The 19,569-nt window shown below is 57.6% G+C and carries 15 protein-coding genes; 11 read left to right on the forward strand and 4 right to left on the reverse strand.

Annotated elements, in window-relative coordinates; translation table 11 throughout:
* Positions 1 to 56: 56 nt before the first annotated feature.
* On the reverse strand, positions 57 to 3,767 hold the full coding sequence (locus IC609_RS07880; RefSeq protein WP_191818970.1) for a PAS domain S-box protein: 3,711 nt from the start codon (positions 3,765 to 3,767) through the stop codon (positions 57 to 59).
* Between the two features lie 158 nt (positions 3,768 to 3,925).
* Here IC609_RS07880 and IC609_RS07885 point away from each other — a divergent pair, with 158 nt between their 5' ends.
* The 10 genes from IC609_RS07885 (at position 3,926) to IC609_RS07930 (ending at position 15,210) form a co-directional block, all read left to right on the forward strand.
* The gene (locus IC609_RS07885; protein ID WP_191818971.1) at positions 3,926 to 4,300 is read left to right on the forward strand and encodes a response regulator transcription factor; all 375 of its coding nucleotides are present in this window, start codon (positions 3,926 to 3,928) and stop codon (positions 4,298 to 4,300) included.
* Positions 4,301 to 4,322: 22 nt separating this feature from the next.
* Positions 4,323 to 5,501 (forward strand): adenylate/guanylate cyclase domain-containing protein, encoded by a 1,179-nt coding sequence (locus tag IC609_RS07890; protein ID WP_191818972.1) that lies wholly within the window; start codon positions 4,323 to 4,325, stop codon positions 5,499 to 5,501.
* A gap of 41 nt (positions 5,502 to 5,542) precedes the next feature.
* Positions 5,543 to 6,073, forward strand: a complete 531-nt coding sequence (locus IC609_RS07895) for a PAS domain-containing protein (RefSeq protein WP_191818973.1) — start codon at positions 5,543 to 5,545, stop codon at positions 6,071 to 6,073.
* Entirely contained in the window at positions 6,039 to 7,541 is a 1,503-nt protein-coding gene (locus tag IC609_RS16100; RefSeq protein WP_225224086.1) for a methyl-accepting chemotaxis protein, read from the forward strand. The genes IC609_RS07895 and IC609_RS16100 overlap by 35 nt, the downstream gene beginning before the upstream one ends.
* Before the next feature lie 11 nt (positions 7,542 to 7,552).
* A complete protein-coding gene (locus IC609_RS07905) occupies positions 7,553 to 8,929 on the forward strand; it encodes a chemotaxis protein CheW (protein WP_191818974.1) in 1,377 nt (458 codons plus the stop codon).
* Between the two features lie 16 nt (positions 8,930 to 8,945).
* Complete coding sequence (locus IC609_RS07910) at positions 8,946 to 9,977, forward strand: CheR family methyltransferase (RefSeq protein ID WP_191818975.1); 1,032 nt, start codon at positions 8,946 to 8,948, stop codon at positions 9,975 to 9,977.
* Entirely contained in the window at positions 9,974 to 11,056 is a 1,083-nt protein-coding gene (gene cheB / locus IC609_RS07915; RefSeq protein ID WP_191818976.1) for a chemotaxis-specific protein-glutamate methyltransferase CheB, read from the forward strand. The genes IC609_RS07910 and cheB overlap by 4 nt, the downstream gene beginning before the upstream one ends.
* Before the next feature lie 19 nt (positions 11,057 to 11,075).
* Positions 11,076 to 11,480 (forward strand): response regulator, encoded by a 405-nt coding sequence (locus tag IC609_RS07920; RefSeq protein WP_191818977.1) that lies wholly within the window; start codon positions 11,076 to 11,078, stop codon positions 11,478 to 11,480.
* A gap of 62 nt (positions 11,481 to 11,542) precedes the next feature.
* Complete coding sequence (locus tag IC609_RS07925) at positions 11,543 to 14,764, forward strand: chemotaxis protein CheA (protein WP_191818978.1); 3,222 nt, start codon at positions 11,543 to 11,545, stop codon at positions 14,762 to 14,764.
* A gap of 5 nt (positions 14,765 to 14,769) precedes the next feature.
* On the forward strand, positions 14,770 to 15,210 hold the full coding sequence (locus tag IC609_RS07930) for a hypothetical protein (RefSeq protein ID WP_191818979.1): 441 nt from the start codon (positions 14,770 to 14,772) through the stop codon (positions 15,208 to 15,210).
* Here the strand turns inward: IC609_RS07930 and IC609_RS07935 are convergent.
* From IC609_RS07935 to IC609_RS07945, 3 genes are all read right to left on the reverse strand, one after another.
* On the reverse strand, positions 15,185 to 15,571 hold the full coding sequence (locus IC609_RS07935) for a cyclic nucleotide-binding domain-containing protein (RefSeq protein ID WP_191818980.1): 387 nt from the start codon (positions 15,569 to 15,571) through the stop codon (positions 15,185 to 15,187). The two genes, IC609_RS07930 and IC609_RS07935, sit on opposite strands and share 26 nt — an antisense overlap.
* Positions 15,568 to 16,053, reverse strand: coding sequence for a cyclic nucleotide-binding domain-containing protein (locus IC609_RS07940; RefSeq protein ID WP_333473663.1), 486 nt, complete (start codon positions 16,051 to 16,053; stop codon positions 15,568 to 15,570). The genes IC609_RS07935 and IC609_RS07940 overlap by 4 nt, the downstream gene beginning before the upstream one ends.
* A gap of 246 nt (positions 16,054 to 16,299) precedes the next feature.
* Positions 16,300 to 18,402 (reverse strand): alpha/beta hydrolase domain-containing protein, encoded by a 2,103-nt coding sequence (locus tag IC609_RS07945; RefSeq protein ID WP_191818982.1) that lies wholly within the window; start codon positions 18,400 to 18,402, stop codon positions 16,300 to 16,302.
* On the opposite strand from IC609_RS07945, the gene IC609_RS16240 reads away from it, so the two are divergent.
* Positions 18,346 to 19,512 (forward strand): Crp/Fnr family transcriptional regulator, encoded by a 1,167-nt coding sequence (locus IC609_RS16240; RefSeq protein WP_333473664.1) that lies wholly within the window; start codon positions 18,346 to 18,348, stop codon positions 19,510 to 19,512. The genes IC609_RS07945 and IC609_RS16240 overlap by 57 nt on opposite strands.
* The last annotated feature ends 57 nt before the right edge of the window (positions 19,513 to 19,569 follow it).

Below are 19,569 nucleotides of genomic sequence, written 5' to 3' on the forward strand. Positions count from 1 at the left end.
AGTTTATCTGTGAATTTGGATTCTGTTCGATAAATGGGTCAGCTGAAATTAGGGGTCTACCCTGAACAGGGCAGGGTGACAATGAAATGGGTGCCCACACCCAACTCCGACTGGCACTCGATGGTTCCGCCCATGCGGGTGATGATGCTGCGCACCATGGCCAGGCCCAAACCGGTGCCTTTTCCGACCTCCTTGGTGGTGAAAAAAGGCTCAAAAATGCGGGGCAGTGTCTCCGGTGGAATACCGCTGCCGTTGTCTATCACCGCGACCGACACGGTTTTTTCGGTGGGTCTGGAGGCGGTGATGGTGATGCGCCCATGGCGGTTCTCGCCAATGGCATGGCTGGCGTTCACGCACAAATTGACCAAAACCTGCTGCAAATTTCCGCTTTGACCATGCAGTTTCACGTCGGCGGCATCAGGCGTCTTCGGTTCGATGGCAATCTCAATGCCTTTCAGGCTGGCCTGCAACAGAGATTTCGTTTCCTCGATGACGGGCGCCAGATCGAAAGTGGATTGATTTTCTTCCTCTTCTTCCGGGGGGCGTTCGCGGCCCAAGCCGTTGAGTTTGACCACGATGTCGCGTGCGCGGGTGGTCGCTTGCATGATGGCGCTCAGGTTTTTGGCAACGTGAGAGCCTTCGCCGATTTTCATTTCGACCAATTCGGCATGGTTTTGAATCATGCCCAGGAGGTTGTTGAAGTCGTGGGCCACACCCGCCGCCAATTGACCCAGAGCGTCCAGGCGTTGGGATTGCTCCATTTTCTTGACCATCCGAAGGTTTTCGTTTTCCTTTTCCTTGATTTCGCGGATGTCACTCATGGTGATGACGGCGCCAGTGATGTAGCCCTCGTTGTCGCGCATCGGGGCCGCAGTCAGAACCACAGGCACCTTGAGCCCGTGTTGCTGCTCAATGGTCCATTCCACGTTTTGAACCGCACGCATGGCCTGGGCCTTGACCTCTTCAACGCTGTTGCCGAGGCAGGCGATCACCCACAGTTCGGTTTCGGTGTTGACTGTGAAAAAACGTGTGTTTTCTGTCGCCGCGGTCTGGTCTGACTTGAGCCACTGCAACACTTTGGCCTCGGTGACCTGCGTGGTGAGGCTGTGCAAACTGACCGGTTGTGGCAATTCATCCAGGCTGGATTTGCTCAGGATGGAGAGCAAATGGTGACCATGTAAACCCTGATTTTCATAGGCCAGCAACGCCTGGCTGGCAGCGTTGGTGAACTTCACGCGCTCCGATCCGTCAAACCCCAGTACCGGATAAGGCATTTCTGACAGGCGTTGCCAGAAGTGTGTGGGGTCCGAGTCATACAAGCGCTGGACAACATCGGCGTGGTATTCCGGCACCCAATGATCCAGCTGCAGCGGTTGATCATGGGCAGGCAACAAGGCGCTCAGGGTGTGTCCCAGCACATGGACCTTGGCATACCCCAGCAATTCCAGTGCTTTGGGGTTGGCACTGAGCAAAGCGCCAGAGCGATCGATGCGCAAGACACCGTCGTGCATGGCGTCCATTGTTTTTTCAAGCAGACTGTGTTGCAGTTTGATCTGCTCGTTTTTGTGGATGAGTGACGAAACGTCATGAACGTTGATGACGGTCTGCTCCGCGATGCCACGGGTGCTGAACATGATGGAGGAAGAAATCCGCACGGGGGTGCTGGGGCCATTTTTGTTCTTCAGCAATGTCACAACCGATTCGTCGTCGTCATGCACCAGGCGGTTCAGCGTGGTGGTGATGGTCACAGACCAGGGCAGATCGAATTGGTTGCGAATGAAGGCCAGAACCGTGCGCTTGGCTCCGGCGCTGTGGTTGACCAGGCCCAGCTCGACGGCGACTTGCTGACCAGATTTGGATTGCAGGTAGACAAGGCCGCTGTAGCCGGTTTTCCGGTCGTCCTGGCTGGACAGATACCCCTGGAGCAGTTGCGCCTGCTGTTCAGCGAACGGGGCCGGGAAAAGCACCGAAAACGGTTGCCCGATCAATTCATCCCCGAAATAGCCCGTGATCTGGTTGGAGCGCGAATTGGCAAACTGGATTCGGCCCCCCTCGTCCATCTGAATGCAAGCCAAGGGGGTCTGGTTGAGGAGGTTCAAATAACTGCCAGGCTCCATCAGTTCGAGACGCAGCAAACTGTTGCTCAGGCTTTTCAGGAACTGTGACAACCTGTCCTGGTCGTCGTCAAACAGGATGTCGCTGTGCTGTCCGATAACTTCCTGACGGCTCAGCCCTGCCAGTTTGAGCAAGGCGATGTTGCAGTCTCGGATGTTGCCCAAATCGTCGACCACGATCAGGCCGCTTTGCATGGAGGAAAACAGCCCGTTCACATATTGAATCTGTTGTTCAATGGATTTCTGGCTTTCCTGTAATTTTTCTTGGTTTTCCTGCAACTGATTGGTCAATCTGTGCGAGTCCATCAGCGAGGCCAGCAAATTTTCACGGTTCTGGGCAGAGTCGTAAGCTACCCCCACCGCCACCAGACCCGGCAGCAGCAATTCGGCCACATGGTCCGGCAGGGGCTTGCGTGACTTGGCCACAAAAATGCCCCGGACCTGACTTTTGAATTGGAAAGGGATGATCAAAAAATGCGGCGAGGACTCGATGGCCGACGTTCCAAGTGCCTGCAGACAGTTGGGTGGCAAGTCCTGGTTGCGCAGCATCCGATCTTGTCCCGCTGCTTTTTTGAGCAACTGGCTGGGCAAAGGCAGCTCAGCAGGCAGAGGAACGGGGTCATGGCTCGCACTGCCCAGTAAAACCAGTTTTTGACGCTGGATCATGGAGTCGTCGACCACACCAAAGGCAAAACCGTACAGGGCACAGGTCTGCGAAGGCAGGTAGTCGGCCATTTTGCGGCTGATCTCTGTGGCCAATTGCGAGGTGGAGTTTTCGTTGCGCACGGTTTCATTGATCAAGGCCAGGCCCTCATCGATCCAAAGCCGGTGCCGGTGTTGATCCTGGTTTTCTTTCAGGTTCTCGGCAATCGCCTGGATGTTCGCCAAAGCACTGGTTTGGTCATCTGCATCCACCATGATGGGCTGGTCCAGTTGGCCGTGCACGATGCGGTGTGTCACACCCACCAGGTACTGGGGCTCGCCTCCGATCAGTGTCCTGATCCCTTGCGTCAACCAGCGCCATGAGAGCGCAACCAAAACCATGATGAAGCCGAGCAGGGCGTAAAACTGCAGGGCCATGCGCTGCTGCGTTGTGTGGATCTGGTCAAAATCCTGGTGGGCTTGAGCCAGATTCTGGGTGACCAATGCGTCCAGCGTGGCAGAAAGCGTGGCCCCGTGGCGCGCGTGCGATGTGATGATTTCTTCGTACTTGGAAGGGCTGGGTGAGTTGGCTTCGCGCATGTCGCCGAGCCGCTGCTGGATGTCACGTTGCCACTGTCCGTAGGCGGATGCGTAGCCATCGCGAGCGCGTTGCAATTCCGGCTCGATCCCGCCCTTGGCCGATGCGCCATGAATGCGTTCGTGTGCCAACTGTGCCGCTTGCATCTTGCGCGCCAAACGTTCCAAAGTGGCTGGTGAGACGGTGGAGGTCGTCAGCGCCTCTCCAAAGTCCTGCAAGGACTGCTGCATGGACTGTATTTTTTCCAATGAAACGATGCTTTTGTCATGAATTTGCGCGATCGATGCCTCCAGCGCATGCATGCGTGAGCCAGCCAGATAGGCCAAAGCCACCGTGAGCATGAGCAGGCCTGCGCGCATCCAGCGCAGGGCGCCGCCAAAAGTGAAGGTGGGATTTTTGAACAGCTTATTCATGCAAGAGGGGCCTTGACGCCGTTTGGATCCACCAAGCGTCGAAATAACAAAACTGCTATGAGTTTCTCATGCAATCGCCAAGGACTTGTGATCTAATTGCTAAATTTGCTAAAAAAGACTTGAATTGTTAAGTTTTAAACAAATGGAGAATGCTAGCCATGGCGACGATTTTGCTGGTGGATGACGAAGACCTGTTGCGTGAAGGTGTGAGAGAAATTCTGGAAATGTCTGATTTTTCCGTGATTGAAGCGCCTGATGGTCAGGAAGCCTTGCGTCAGTTCGCTTTGGCGGACAAGGTGGATTTGGTCATCACAGACATCGTCATGCCCAATCTGGATGGCGTGGACTTCGTCACAAAATTGCGCGAAATGTTCCCAGATGTGCCAATTTTGACGATTTCAGGCGGTAGCCGTGTGGTCAGCGCACGCTTTGGCCTTGATTCGGCCCTGCTGTCGGGTGCCAATGCCAGCTTGACCAAGCCATTCACGGCCAAACAGCTGCTGGAAAAAGTCAAGTCCCTGCTGCCTGCCTGAGGATGAGTGAGAAACACTGCCCATGTCGTCGTTGAATCTGAAATTTGCATCTGAACCATCCAGTTCCGACCTGGTTCTGGAAGCCGTTGCAACGGGCCGCAAGGGTCTGGAGAGTGCGCGCGTCTTGCTGGTTGATGACAGTGTGATGCTGCGCATGGGTCTGCGCCGTTCGCTCGAAGAGGTCGGTCTCAAGAACATCCGCGAAGCGAACAACGGCAAGGAAGCGATTGAAATCCTCATGCGTGAGCCTTTCGATCTGATGCTCCTGGACATGGAAATGCCCGTCATGAGTGGCATGGAGGTGCTGGAGGTGATTCGGGAGACGCCTTACCAAGCTTGGCCTCCCGTGATTGTGATTTCCGGTGGTGCGGGCAGCTCAGGCATTGATGATGCTGTGCGTTGCATCGAGTTGGGTGCGGAGGATTACCTGCCCAAACCGTTCAATCCGGTGTTGTTGCGTGCCCGTGTCACCACCTGCATCGACAAGAAACGGCTGAGTGACCAGAACGCGTTCCGCATGCGCCAGCTGAAAAAGCAGCATGAGCAATTGAGTCAGGAAAAGCAAAAAACCGAAGATTTGTTGCTGAACATCTTGCCGCGAAAAATTGCCACCCGTCTCAAGGAAGGCGAGGCCAGCATTGCAGATGCGTGCCCTTCGGTGAGTGTTTTGTTTGCGGACATGGTGGGCTTCACCAAAATGACCCGCACCATCACGGCGACCGCGTTGGTCGAAATGCTGGGCGACTTGTTCTCCCGGTTTGACTTGATCACCGAACGCCATGGGCTCGAGAAAATCAAAACAATCGGTGACTGCTACATGCTCGCCGGTGGCGTGCCTGAGGCGCGCGATGACCATGCCGAGGCGACTGTCTTGGCTGCCCAGGACATGTGTGAAGCCCTCAAGGAACTCTACGAGCGCACCAATGGTGCTTTGAACATGCGCATTGGCATTCACAGTGGTCCAGTGGTGGCTGGTGTGATCGGTATCCGCAAGTTCACCTATGACCTCTGGGGCGACACAGTCAACGTGGCCAGCCGAATGGAGTCGACGGGTCAGCCCGGCAAGATCCATGTGTCATCGGCCACTGCGGATTTGCTGGCTGGCAAATTCGAGCTGGAACCCCGTGGCATGATCGAAGTCAAGAGCCTGGGGCAGGTGGAAACGTTTTTCGTGGGAGCCAAAATCAATGCAATGGCTTGATGTGACTGCCAACCATCCAACTTTTTCAGGAGTGACCAACCATGGGTTTGCGTGACATTGTCCCGACGGACAAGGAAATCGTGATGCGTGAGGATGACTTCATCGTGTCCAAGACGGACCTGAAGGGCCGAATCACCTACGGAAACAAAACCTTCATCGAGTTTTCCGGATTCGAGGAAAAAGAAATTCTGGGCATTCAGCACAATGTGATTCGTCACCCTGACATGCCCCGGGCCGTGTTCAAGTTGCTGTGGCAAAGCATTCAGGACGGCAAAGAGATCTTTGCTTACGTCAAAAACATCTGCAAAAACGGCAGCTTCTACTGGGTGATCGCGAACGTCACCCCCTCGGTGGATGCATCCGGGCAGGTGCTGGGTTATTACTCGGTGCGTCGCAAGCCTCACCCGCGTGCGATCCCGGTGATCTCCGAGTTGTACCGTCAGATGCTGGAGGAGGAGCGCAGGGTTGGCACTCGCGATGCGATCGCGGCTTCTACTCAACTCATGGAAAAGTTTTTGGGCGAAAAGGATATGAGCTATGAACAGTTTGTTCTCTCTCTTCAGTCGGCTTGAGTTGAGTCCGGCCAAAGGTGTGTGGCTGCAAGCGCTTTTGGGTGCTGTGGCTGTTGGTTTGCTGCTGCTCGAGAGCTTGTCACCCCTGACGATTGGATTGGCGGTTGCCATCGCCATCGTGCTGGCGTTGTCTGTTCGCGGGTACATGAGTGAAAATGCATTGGTTCAGCGCATGAACAAAGTGCTCAGCGGCGCCGCCAACGGAGTTTTGGAACCGCGTGTCACCAACATCCGCAGCACTGGGGCACTGGCCGATTGCGCCTGGAATCTGAACGAGGTTCTGGACCAGGTTGAGGCGGTGTTCCGTGAGTCTTTGACGGTGGTGTCCCGGATGAGTGCGGGCAACTTTTCTCGCCAACCTCAGCCCGCAGGTCTCAAAGGCATCTATCCCCAAGTTCTGCACAAAATGGCGGAGGCGCAAAACAGCGTGTCACGCACAGTGGCCGCGCTTCGCTCTGCGATGTCTGCAATGGCACGTGGTGATTTCTCCGTTCGTCTGGATGCCAGCAACGACCAGGGCGAATACAAGCTGATTCTGGAGCACGCTCAAATGGCCGTGAGTTCTCTGGATGCAGTGCTCGGCGATGTGGTGCACGTCATGGATGCCATGGTGCGTGGTGATCTGACCAGCCGTGTGCATGCGCAAAGCGAAGGCAGCCTGGCCAAGCTCAAGGATGACATCAACCGCTCCCTCGATGCGCTGGCCCAATCGATGCGCAGCATTGGCAACAATGCCCAGCAAGTGGCGGGTGCGGCCAACGACACCAGCACGGCCATTGGGCAATTGGCCGATGGCGCTCAAAGTCAGACCCACTACATCAGTGAAGTGGTGACTGCGATCCGTCAAACCTCGATTGCGGTGAGTGACATTTCCAAGAGCACGGAGTCGGCCAGCGCCCAAGCCCAGCAGTCTGCGAACATCGTCAGCGAAGGTCGCGAAAAAATGGAGCAAATGGTCGAGGTGGTCAATGGCATCGCCCGCAACTCCGAGAAGATCAACAAGATCACCGACGTCATCGAAAAGATCGCCAACAAAACCAATTTGTTGTCACTCAATGCCGCCATTGAGGCGGCGCGTGCGGGTGAACACGGCAAAGGTTTTGCCGTGGTTGCTGATGAAGTGGGCAAGCTGGCGGCCAGCAGTGCCGACAGCACCAAAGAGATCACCCAGCTCATCCAGCAAGCCGTTTCGGAAGCCAATCGCGCGGTGTTTGCCGTGCGTGAGGTCAGTGGCGACATGGAGCGCATTGTCCAAAGCTCGACCCAAACCGATGGCATGCTGCAGCGCATTTCTGCTGCAGTCGAAGAGCAAACCCGCACCATGCAGGAAATCAACAACAGTGTTTCCAACCTGGAGAAGATCGCTCACACCAACTCCTCCGCTTCGGAAGAGCTGGCGGCCAGCATGATCGAGTTGTCGGGTGTGGCGGACTCTACGCGTCGAGAAATAGAAAAATTCAAGATCTGACGGAACACGCTATGGAACTGGTTCTTTTTGAGGTCGGCAAAGGGCGATTCGCCTTTTCCGCCATTGGTGTCAGCAAGGTTTTGGACAATTTGCCGGTGACCCCGCTGCCCTATGCGCCTGCCGACGTGGAGGGCCTGGTCAATGTGGCAGGGGCCGTTTACCTCAAAGTGGACCTGGCATCGCGTTTGGGCTTGGGAGACCGCTCGGCTGACCCTGAGGGCAATTTGCTGATGGTGACCGCGCGGCAGGATACCGTGGTGGTGCAGGTCGATCGTGTGTTCAACAAAATCAGCCTCGAGCCTGAAGCGATTCACATGTATGGTGATTCGGAGGCCTTGGTTTGTGGCGAATTCATTTTGCCCGATGGCATGGTGCTGCTGCTCAATGAAGCTTCATTGGGGCTGCAAAACATGGAGCCGGTCGGGGTGCCTGAGGGCGGCGGCGGTCTGGTGGGTCGGCTGGAGCTCAATGGGGCCACCGCTGCAGCCGAGTCGCTGGGCAAGGACATGCCGACCGTGACCGTGCAGGATGGGCATGAAACCTATGCCTTCCACATGGAAGACGTGATGGAAATCGTCGAAATCCGTGAGCTGACGGCCATGCCCGGCGCAGGTCCCGAGGTGGCAGGTTTGATGCAGTTGCGAGGGTCTGCCTTGCTGGTCTTGTCGCTGTCCCATTTGCTCAAGTGCAAGGACAAGACAGCGCCCAAATTTGTCCTGGTTGTGTCGGCCCATGGCTCGCGTTTGGGCATCGCTGTGGCGGACATTGTCGGGATCGAGCATTTCGACAAGGAAGCGTTGCAGGCCATCTCTGGCGGAGACTCCCAGTTGGAAGGGTATCTGCCCGGTTACGGCTCGCATGACAGTCGCATGACGGGGCTGGTCGCATTGAGCGGCTTGATCTCTGTCGACAACATGACGAAATTTCGCGGTTATTTGATTCAACACGGGATAGACATGGCTGCAGTGACAGGTCAAGAAATGAAAACGGTGCGCCGCTTGCTCTCTTTCCGCCTGGGCAGTGAGCGCTGCGCATTGCCGCTTTCGCTGGTGGACCGAGTGGAGGAATACGGCTCTGCCGTGAATTTGCCTCAGGGCGATGACTCGCTGGCCGGTGTGGTTCAAATCAAAGGTGAAGTTGCGCCGGTTCTGGACATGCGCCAGATGCTGGGCGTGGAGGCCCGTGACACCTCGGCCTACGTGGTGGTTCGCATCGAAGGGGCACCTTGGGCCTTGGTGGTTGACAAGGTCGATCGCGTGATCGAGATCGCCGAAAAAGACATCACTCCCGTGCGTACCAGCCAAAACGATTATTTGACCGAAGTGGGTCGCCTGGATGGCGAGCTGGTGTCGTTGCTTTCTCTGGAGCCTTTGTCGAAGGCTGCCTGAACATAAAGGAATTCCATTGTCCAAAAAAGACATCTCTGACCTGATTTCGCAAATGCACTCTGCGGTGCAGAGCGCCAAAGGCAGTACAGCGGCGTTGTCCAACAACATGCTGTCGCCAGCGGCTGCACCGATTTCAGCCCAGCAGCGCTCGGAAAGAGCGACGCAGCTGGAGATCGTCAACCAGTTGATGCTGGGCGTGGAGTCGCGCTTCGGCATCAAGCCAGGGACCTTGGTTGAGCGCAAATTGGTGCGCATTTTGAAAGAAATGCCGATCTCGGTCTTGCGTGACTGGGTCAACTCCATGGGGACATGTTCTTCCGAGCACCCCGAGTGGCAATCCCTGGTGGAGAACCTGACAGTCCATGAAACCTACTTCTGCCGTGATCCGGATTTGATGGAGATGCTGGGCAAAGAAATCTTGCCCAATTTGATCGCGGCGCGCGAAAAGAACCGCCAGTTCCAGGTCTGGTCGGGGGCCAGCTCGACCGGTGAAGAAGTGTATGACCTGGCTTTCATGTGTCTGCGCGGCCTGGAAAAAGCGGGCAAAGCCAGACAGCAAGCCGATGGTCAGGTGATCTTGGATCCGGGCTGGTCCCTGTTCGTGATGGGCAGCGACGTGTCCAACCAAGCCCTGCGTACCGCCCGCGAAGGTGTGTATGGCGAGTTGGGCATGGGCTCGTTCCGCAATCTGCCTGCACACTGGAAGGCCATGTTCCAGGAGGTTTCCCTGGCCCCTTCCAACGCGATGCCCGGTGTGCGCTACCACAAGGTGCGCGATTGGGTGAAGAACTGCGTGCGCTTTGAGCGCTTCAACTTGATGAACAGCCGTCCGCCTGTGCAAGGCATGGACCTGGTGTTCTGCCGTAACGTCCTGATTTACTTCGATGACACCGTGAAAAAAGCGGTGCAGACCATGCTGGCCCGCTCGCTTTCCCCCGGCGGTGTCTTGGTCATGGGGGCGTCGGTTCAGATGCTGGTGCCCGAATATTTTGAACAGCGCTTGGGCAACGGTGGGCCTTGGTACGTGCGCAATGGGGTGGCCGTATGATCAAACTTCTGATCTCCGACGATTCCGCTTTCATGCGCATCGCCATTCGCAAGATGGTGGAAGGGCATGCCGACATCGAAGTGGTCGGGGAAGCCCGCACCGGTCAAATGTGTGTGGAAATGGCCGAAGCCTTGCGCCCCGACGTGATCACCATGGACGTCGAAATGCCGGTCATGGATGGCCTGGAGGCCACGCGTCAGATCATGGCGCGTTGCGCTTGCCCCATCATCATGCTCAGCAGTCTGACCGAGCGCAATTCGGTGACCACCATCAAGGCGCTGGAATTGGGCGCCGTGGACTTCATTGCCAAAAAGTCTTCTTTCGTGCAACTGGACATTGTCAAAATTGGCGATGAATTGGTGGACAAGCTCCGGTACTGGGCCAAGAAGCGTTCGCGTTTCAGCGCGGGCGGCTTGCGTCCGGACACGTCTGGCGTGGACATTTCCCGTCCGGTGTCTCAGCGTAAAACCGAGAACCAGGGCGTCCCCGGATTGGTCGTTCTGGGCATCTCCACCGGCGGTCCAGCCACTTTGCCGCAGACACTCAAGGCGATGGGCAAATTGAAATGCCCTGTGGTGGTCGCGCAGCACATGCCGCCCATGTTCACCAGTGGATTTGCACGCCATCTGAGCTCCGAGACGGGCCTGGAAGTGGTGGAGAGTTCCGATGGCATGGAGGCCAAGCCAGGGATGGTGATCATCATCAAGGGGGGCACCGACTATGTCATCCGGGAACCATTCCCTGGACGGATCATGCTCTACGAACGCACCAGCAATGAGGCGCCCATCCACCCCAACGCTGACGTGCTTTTCCGCTCGGCGGCGACGGTCTCTTGTCCGGTGGTTGCCGTTGTGATGACCGGCATGGGCAAAGATGGCATGAAAGGCTCGCAAGAGCTGGTCGCGCGCAAAGCTTGCCCGGTATTGGCTCAAAGCCCCGAAACCTGCATTGTCGATGGCATGCCATCTTCGGTTATTGAGGCGGGATTGGCCACAGCGGTTTTGGCGCCTGCCGCGCTGGGGACCCGATTGGCACGGATGGCGGGTGTGGGTGGTCTGCTGAGCACCCCTGTTGTTTAATTTTTGGAGGTGAATTGATATGTCGAAGAAAAATATCCTGATCGTTGACGATTCTTTTGTGATGCGTGCCTTGTTGCGCGGCATCATCAGTGCTGACCCAGACCTGGCGGTGGTGGGTGAGGCCACCAACGGACTGGAGGCCTTGCAAAGCATCAAGGAACTCAACCCCGATCTGGTGCTGCTGGACATTGAAATGCCCCATATGGATGGTATCGAGTGCCTCAAGCGTTTGCGCTTGATCAGCAATGTGCCCGTGATCATTGTGTCTTCCGTGGCGCAAACAGGCTCACCACAGGCGCTGGAGACGCGCAAACTGGGCGCAGCTGAAGTGATTGCCAAGCCTTCTGGTGCGATGAGCCTGGATCTGAACGCCAAGAAGGGGCACGAAATCGTGACAGCCTCCCGCAAAGTGCTGGGTATCTGATTTTTTCGAACAACCAAAACAACACGCGATTGAGCTGATCAGCGCACAAGGGGCACAAGTCAATGTCAGATGACTTTATCGAGACCATATGGGCTCAATATTCGGTAGAAACTGAAGAGCATATTGAGGGCATCGAATCACTCCTGGTCCGTGCCGATGGTGGAGAGCTCTCAGGCGAAGAGATTTCCAGCCTGTTCCGTGCATTCCATTCGCTCAAAGGCTTGAGTCGCGTGATGGAGTTGGGCGCGCTCGAGGCCGTCGCCCACCGTGCCGAGGATTTGTTGGGATTGGTGCGCGAGGGCGTGACGGGTCTGAACAAATCCACGGTGGACCTGTTGCTGCGTGCACTGGACGCCATCAAAGGGCTGCGTGACATTGCCGTGGCTGAGCGTTCCGATGGTCAAAAACCCACCGCCTTGTGCGAAGAGCTGGAGCAGGCATTCCGAAAGGCCACCGGTGGAGCAGCTGAGCCTGAAGCGCCTGCACCTGCCGCAGCCTCTGCCCCGGCTGCGCCCGCTGCATCTGCCGCCCAACCAGCGCCCAAAGCGCCTGCCAAAAAAGCACCACCTCCGCAAGCCAAGAAGCTGGTCAAAATTTCTGCGTCTGGTACAGACGAGGATGCACCGGATGACCAGTCCATCTTTTTGCGCCTGCTCGCCAACGGTTTGCCCATTCTGGAGCAGCTGGCACTGTCGATTGCAGCCAACGAAGATCCAAAGCACATTTTTTCCGTGGCGAACGACATCCGTCGACCATTGATCTGGATGATGCGGGCTTCCAACAAGCTCGGTTACCTGGGGATCACCCGCAGGATTCAAGACATTTCCGAAGCCTTGCCTGCAGATGAAAACATCAACCGGGCGCAAGGCGAAACCGTTGTGGACACCATCGTGGCTTTCCTCAGCGACTTGCGGACCTTGGGTGAAACCACCGGGAGCGATTTGGGTGGGGAGTCTCTGGCACAAGTCTTGTCGCGCACCCTGCGTGAAAGTCTGGACCATTTGCTCAGCAGCGTGGTCGACAACTTGCAAGTGCTTGAGGCAAGCCTGGGTCAGGTGGATGAATCGGTGGCTGGCAATGTGTCCAATGCATTCGCACGCGTGCACACCTACCTGATGTCGTTGTTCCCGGACGCACATTGCGACCTGCCTTTGTTTTTGCAGGATGCCTATGCACGGGCGGCGCGATCCGATCTGAAACTCGACGCGGACATCATCGCAGTCGCTCGGGACGCCGTGGCCTTGATCCGCGGTGTTTGTCAGAGCAAGGAGAAAAAACCGCTGCTCAATGCCGGCTTTGTCGAGCAACAAGACACCTTGTCACAGCGCATCAAGGACTGTGTCTGGGCGCATGACAATGCCAGTGACATGTCGCCCCAGGAAATCGAGGCTTTCCATGCCTCCTTGGGCATCCGTGCCGAATTGGCGCAGCTGTTGTCTTCGGAGAACACACGCGAACTCAAGGATTTGATCGACGGCGGCTCCAAGGCTTACCTGGTGGTTGCACACCTGGAGTCATCAGAGCAAATTGCCACTTCGTTCCTGTCATGGGTCTCCGAGCGTGGACGCATCATCACCAACCGTTCGGTCTTTGTGGACGATGAGAGCTGGTACGAGATGCTTTTCATCTCGACGGGTGACTTTGACGACATCGATGCCGAAATCAAACAGCTGGATGCTGACCAGAATTTGATCAAGTTGCTGGGGCAGTTCGGTGTGGACAGTGGTCCCGCGGCGATCCAGTACCCTGCTGAAGTGCTCGACGATCCCGCACCCGTACCTGCGCCAGCCTCAGCCCCAGTGGTGGCTCCTGTTCAAAGTGCCCCTGCCGCTCAGGCTGCGCCAGCAGAAAAGACAGAGCCAGTCAGCCAGGTGACGACCGCGGCCCCGGCAGCTGCGCCACCGCAAGCTGTGCAAACCGCCCCCACGGCGGCCGCGGCACCCGAGGCCGCCAAACGTGCACCTGCGCCCGCTGCTGCAGCTTCCAATGTGATTCGTGTGCCGGGCGAGATGCTCGATCAGTTCATGAACCAAATTGGTGAAATGGTGTTGGTTCGCGGCCAGTTGGCCCACGTCATTGCCGACCAGCGCCTGCGCGAACAGGCCATCGCGCTTCGCCGCTCCAGCGACAGTGGCCTTGCCGACATGGCTGGCGTGGCGCAGTTCCAGCGCCTGATCGACCTGATTGATGAACAAAACCGCCGTTTGCAAGAGACCGATGCCCTGATTCAGGGGGCACTGTCACGTTTGCAGGACAGCGTGATGGGCTTGCGGGTCGTGCCTGTGGAATTGGTCTTCAAGCGATTCCCCCGCATGGTGCGTGACCTCGCTCAGGCGCAAGGCAAGCAGATTCGCCTGGAATTGACGGGCCAGGAGGTCAAGATTGACAAGGCCATGGTGGAGTCCCTGGCCGATCCATTGCTTCACATGGTCCGCAACAGCGCTGACCACGGCATTGAGACCATGGCCGAACGAAAACTCACCGACAAGCCCGAAGAGGCGGTGATCCGCATTCAGGCCGAGCAACAAGGCAGCCGAATCATCATCCGTGTGAGCGATGACGGCAAAGGCATCGATCCCGAGCGTGTCCGACGCAAAGCCGTGGAGCGCGGCCTGGTCAAGCACGAAGACAGCTTGCTGATGAGCCGTGATGACATTCTGAAGTTCATTTTCCGTGCGGGCTTCAGCACAGCCGACGTGGTCACAGAAACTTCAGGCCGTGGCGTGGGCATGGACGTCGTTCGAACCAATGTGATGCGCTTGGGTGGAAACATCCACCTCGATTCAGAGTTGGGTCGTGGCACCACATTCACGATGCAAATGCCGTTGTCCGCTGCGGTCCAAGAGGTGCTGCTGGTCAACACCGCCAATCAGACCCTGGCCGTGCCCGGGCGCTATGTGGCCGAGCTGGTCGAGATCAATGAGACCGATGTCCAGACCGTCAAAGGCCGCACGGCCATCATCTTGCGTGGCAGCTTCTTGCCGATTGTGCGCCTGGAAGAGTTGTTGGGCTTCAAGCAAGTGAGTGATGAACCGCATCGCTTTGTGGTGGTCCTGTCCGACGGTCAGCGCACTTTGGGTGTGACGGTGGACGAATTTGTGGGTCGCCAGGAGTTGTTCACGAAAGACATTCATCCCCGTCTGGCAGCTTTGCCTGGTGTGGGAGGTGCGTCCATCCTGGGGGATGGTCGCGTGGTGTTGATCCTGGATGGCCCAGCCATTTACCGATTGGCTGAAAACATTGGCAACCAGATGCCATTGCCAAGCCTGGCTGCGGCGGCCTGACGACCATGGCCATCTACCTTCATGTTCAAGCTGGCAAATTGCAGCTCTTGCTGGATGCATTGGGTGTGCATGAAGTGCTGAGTCTGGAAGCGCTGGCCGTTGGTGGCCAGGGCGACCATGTCCAGTGGCGTGAACAGGTCCTGAGTTCGGTGCCTGTGCAAGCTTTTTTTGGACAAAGCCATGGTGCTGAGGGTCCGATGGGCGTCGTCTACAGCGCCACCGATGCCGATGTCCCGATGATGCTGAAAGTGGATGCCGTGCTGGGCTTGCGCAACATCCATGACCAGGAATGGTTGCCCATGCCCCGCTTGCCGTCGGCCACCATGGTGTTTTTCGATGCGCTGGTCCAGGATCTTCACTCGGATGCACAGCTGTACCGTTTGCGCCGCCCGCTGGACCGGGCCTTGTTTCACTGGACGTCTACGTCGGATCGCGACGCAAATTGAGCTCCGGGATCGCTGAACGGATCGAGTTGTTCAAGTAAAGCTGCAGAAACAGTGCCTCCAGGACCGGCCGGATCAGTGAGGTCTGGCTTTGAACGATTTCCTGCAGCGATTCGGCCGTCATCTGGACACAAATCAGATCGGTCACTGCAATGGCCGTAGCGCCCCGCACACCACTGGTCAAAATGGCTTGTTCTCCGAATGCTTCTCCCGGGCCCAAGCGAACCAGGAACGTGTTTGCGGGGGGGACAAACAGATCGACCTCGCCCGACTCGATCATGAAAAACGTATTGGCTTGTTCCCCACGCGAGAACAGCACGTCGCCAGCCTTGTAACTCTGGACCGGAAAATAGGCTTCGCTCATCGCAGACTTTCGGGCGTATTGACCAGGCCAATGGCACGCATGACCGTTACGCGGCAAATGCTGCGCAGTCCTGCATCGGTGTTGCGGATTTCTTCGGCCGCGCGCTGGATGGGAATGATGCGGGTGTTGAGCAGTGTTTCTGCCTGGAGCGTCCAGGGCATGGGCACTTGTGCAATGCCCTCGGCCAGGCCGATCACCGCGCCGGGGCCCATGTAAAACGAAGTCTCGCCAGCAGTCACCCGCACTTGTCCCTGGAAAATGATGTGTGCCTCGTCCACGAGATCGCCCTGATTGAACAGGGTGTGGCCTTTGCTGAAAATGGCACTGCGCAGAAAACTCGAGGAGCGAAGGCGTGAAAACAGGTGCTCCTCGCTGCTGAGCTTGGTGTCCTGTTCGGCGTCGGTCAGAGGCAAGCCATGGCTGTCAAGCAATCCCATCTGGGAGAGTTTTTGAACATTGATGCCAAAAAAGAAGGAATCCACGTTGAACTAGTCCTTGAAACGGTCGTTGACGACATCACGCACACTTGGTCAAAGGGATTCAAGCGGGATACAAAAGATCCGGTGCGATGAGCAGCAAGGCGATGCGGTCATCCAGTGGCCCTTGCATGTGAAATGCCCGTGCCGAGATCATAGCCGCTCGAGCAGGTGGGCATGCCAGCTGCGAGCATCATTCGGCGTGGATTGCCGGGCTTGGACTTGGCCTGCCTGGCCAGTTCGGCCAGGGTGTCAGCGCAGCACGGCGCTCTTTTGGGCGGCGTCGATCAGGGCTTGGGCGTCTTCGGCCAAGAGGAAGCCTTCTTTCATGGCGCGTTCGGTGGCTTGGCGCACGGCTTGCACATAGCCCTCATGTGAGCCATAGCGCTCTTGCAGCGACAGGCGGGTGTCGTTGTTGGCCTGACGCTCGGCAGCGGTCTTGGCAAAGGGCACCATGCCGCCCACGTAGTTGCAGATCTCGCCCTGGTGGAAGGGGCGCGCACCGCCTGCGGTCACGTTCCAGCCCAGGTAGGTGCCCAGCGGTGCATCGAGCAGCACCACGGGCACGCCGCCCACTTCGTTGCCGTCGGCATCCACCTTGGGGGCGTACATCGTCAGCACCTGTTTGATCTTGGGCGGCGCGTTGCTGGGCACGCCCGAGCCGTCAATGGCTTTGAAGCCGGGGCCCCAGTCGTAGTCGTGCACGGGCATGATGAAGTCACGCTCGGGCACCGTGGGGCGCAGGCCCGGCAGGGTGGGGTAGCCCAGCGCGGTTTTTTCGGCCACCGCCAGTTGGTTTTTGCTCAGCATGGGGTAACGGCTGGCGGGGGGCTCGGTGCCTTTCATGACCCAGTGGCGAAAGTGCAGGCGCAGAGCATTGACCGTTTCCTTGTGCGGCACGGGGTTGGCGGGCAGCAGGCCCTGGCCAAAGTTGTTGCCGGGGCACATGGGGCCTGCCTTGGGCAAGCCTGCGCCGGGAATGCTGGTGTCAAAGCCGCCCGCGCCACCGCCGTGGTTGCTGCTGGCAATGTAATAGCGTTTGACGTTGGCGGGCAGGGGCAGGTCTTGCTTGGCGTCGGTGCCAATCCATTCGGGCGTGAGCTTCAAAGCCCAGACTTCGGCCGAGCCAAAGTGTTCCATGATCTTGGGGCAGGTGCGGGTTTGGGTGCAGCGGTCCAGGATGCCCGCTGCGGGCAAACCGCGCACTGGGTCGGGGCGGGGCAGCCACCACTGCGGGCCTTCGCTGCCCGCTTGGTACAGCTCCAGCACGCCGTCAGGCTGCGCCCAGCGGAAGTTGAGTGCAATGCGGCGGCCCGCGATGATGGGCCACAAGCCTTCGTGCACTTGCCGACCCGTTTCGTCCCGGTTGAAGCCCAGGTGCAGCCAGCCGCGCAGGTAGTTGCCCGACTGCGAAATGCCCCTTGCAATGCTGTGCGTCACCGTGTTGGCCACCGGGTTGGGGGTGCCCGCGTCGTCGGCCTTGGCGTGCTTGAAGAACACGGCCACATCGCGCCAGGCTGCAAACCCGATGCCCAACACATAGGGGTCTTGCGCGGTGAAGACGACCTGGTACAGGCGCTTGGCGTCAAAGCCGTTTTTCAGGCAAATCTGTGTGGGGTCGGGCATGCCGGGGAATGGATTTTGTGCGTCGCATTTGGCCCAGGCCCAGTCGGTGGGGGCGATGGTTTGCTCGTCAAAGACTTCGCCATTCATGTTCTCGCGCCCGCGTGAGACCAGGGTGGCTTTGGCGGTGTCGAGGCTCGCGGGTTTGTAGGGTACGGGGTTGGTCTGCACCATGAGCGGCTGCGATGCAGCACCTGTGCGGTTGACGATGCGTGCGAACACCTGACCCTGGACGGGGCTGCCGTCGGGGTTGCGGGCCACAGGCACTTGCAAAAACTGCATGCCGTCGATGCTGGCCTTGGGCTTGACGGTGGTGGCGCCTGCGTTGTCGCCTTGCCAGGCGCTGAACAGGCCAATGTCGCCTACAGCCAGTTCTTGCTCAGCAGGCAAGCCCACCCGGCCCCGGTTGGGCACGTCGTGCCACATGAGGCCACTGGCGTCTTGGAGGTTTACGGGTTTGTAGATCGCAAACGAGGCCACGTAGCGGACTTTGCCGTCGGTGTCTTTGGCCAGTTCGATGTCCTGGATGATGGCGTTTTGCGCGAGCTTGGGGTCCAGTTCGCCAAAGGCGCGGCCAACGACTTGCTCGTATGCGATGCCTGCGGGTTTGCCGGGCACGCTAGGCACAGGCCGGGTGTCGTCGATCACGATGCGGGTGACGCGGGCTTGGGCGGTGTGGCCCATCAAAGCGAGCAAGGCGGCGCCGAACAGTTTGTGATGGATGGGCCTCATGTGGGTGTCCTGTCTGGGCAGTGGTCTGAAGTTGTTGCCTGGATTCAACAGGATTTGCGTCTTTGCGACAAGGGTGCTGACCCGCGAACGGCCTGCGTGCACTGCGTTCGCAGCCACCTTGGCGACAAATCAAACGCGTGTCTGAATGCTTTGTTTTTTGACAGAGGTATTGTTTTTCTGGCACTTGCTGTCTCAAAGTTCACATCTGATCGATGGACACTTCTTGTGAGCAAGGGACACACCGATTCATGGCAAAAATGTCAAAACAATTTTTTGTTAATAAATTTTTGCCTATGTGTTGTTCCACACAAAGTTGGTGCATTTGAAGTTTTAGAGTGGTTTTGTCATTTTAAAAACCGTTCGAAAAGTGTCCCTATGCCACCACGCGCCAACGAGTTACTTGCACAATTGCCCGACAGTGAATACCAGCAGTTCAGGCCCCATCTGGAGCTGACCAGTTTGTCCAAAGGGCAGGACCTGTTTCAACCTGGTGATTTGCCCAGCCATGTGTATTTCCCCATTGGGGCGATGGTTTCGGTCATGAAAGACATGGAGGACGGCTTCAGCGTCGAAACCTACATGTTGGGCAAGTCCTCCATGGTGGGGCATTGCGCGGTTTTCGGCCCGTGTTTTTACCGAGCCAACGTGCGCAGCAGTGGCCTGGCGTACAAGCTATTGGTTTCTACACTGCACCGATTGATGCCCACTTGCCCGATGTTCGTGCAGTCGGCGATGCGCTTGATGGGGCGGGCAATCGCGCAGCTGTCGCAGGCCGTTGTGTGCTGCAAACACCATTCGGTCGAGAAACAGATGATGCGCTGGATGCTCATCACCTTGGACCGCACATTTGAGTCCGAAATCCCGATGACGCACCAGGAAATTGCAGATCGTCTGGGCTTTCGGCGCGAAGCGATCACGCTGGCCTTGGGCAAATTGATGGAGCGTGGCCACATCCTCGTCAAACGCGGTGTGATCGATGTGGTCGATCGCCAGGCCTTGGAGGCACGGGTGTGTGACTGCTATTGGATCGGTCAGGAAAAGACCAAGCCCAACTTCAGCCAACTTTCCCTGGCCTTTCCCCGCGCTGAATCGACGTCTGTCTGGTCATGAAGGTCTGAGTGTCAGCGTGATGCCCACGCGACCTGCTCTGGGCGGCCTGCACATTAC

Origin of the sequence: Limnohabitans radicicola (assembly GCF_014837235.1) — a bacterium.
Lineage (GTDB): Bacteria > Pseudomonadota > Gammaproteobacteria > Burkholderiales > Burkholderiaceae_C > Limnohabitans_A > Limnohabitans_A radicicola.

Excerpts from the sequence above, each read along its gene's own strand:
- IC609_RS07880 (WP_191818970.1), bottom strand. The coding sequence starts at position 3,767 with ATGAATAAGCTGTTCAAAAATCCCACCTTCACTTTTGGCGGCGCCCTG.
- IC609_RS07885 (WP_191818971.1), top strand. The coding sequence starts at position 3,926 with ATGGCGACGATTTTGCTGGTGGATGACGAAGACCTGTTGCGTGAAGGT.
- IC609_RS07890 (WP_191818972.1), top strand. The coding sequence starts at position 4,323 with ATGTCGTCGTTGAATCTGAAATTTGCATCTGAACCATCCAGTTCCGAC.
- IC609_RS07895 (WP_191818973.1), top strand. The coding sequence starts at position 5,543 with ATGGGTTTGCGTGACATTGTCCCGACGGACAAGGAAATCGTGATGCGT.
- IC609_RS16100 (WP_225224086.1), top strand. The coding sequence starts at position 6,039 with ATGAACAGTTTGTTCTCTCTCTTCAGTCGGCTTGAGTTGAGTCCGGCC.
- IC609_RS07905 (WP_191818974.1), top strand. The coding sequence starts at position 7,553 with ATGGAACTGGTTCTTTTTGAGGTCGGCAAAGGGCGATTCGCCTTTTCC.
- cheB (WP_191818976.1), top strand. The coding sequence starts at position 9,974 with ATGATCAAACTTCTGATCTCCGACGATTCCGCTTTCATGCGCATCGCC.
- IC609_RS07920 (WP_191818977.1), top strand. The coding sequence starts at position 11,076 with ATGTCGAAGAAAAATATCCTGATCGTTGACGATTCTTTTGTGATGCGT.
- IC609_RS07925 (WP_191818978.1), top strand. The coding sequence starts at position 11,543 with ATGTCAGATGACTTTATCGAGACCATATGGGCTCAATATTCGGTAGAA.
- IC609_RS07930 (WP_191818979.1), top strand. The coding sequence starts at position 14,770 with ATGGCCATCTACCTTCATGTTCAAGCTGGCAAATTGCAGCTCTTGCTG.
- IC609_RS07935 (WP_191818980.1), bottom strand. The coding sequence starts at position 15,571 with ATGAGCGAAGCCTATTTTCCGGTCCAGAGTTACAAGGCTGGCGACGTG.
- IC609_RS07945 (WP_191818982.1), bottom strand. The coding sequence starts at position 18,402 with ATGAGGCCCATCCATCACAAACTGTTCGGCGCCGCCTTGCTCGCTTTG.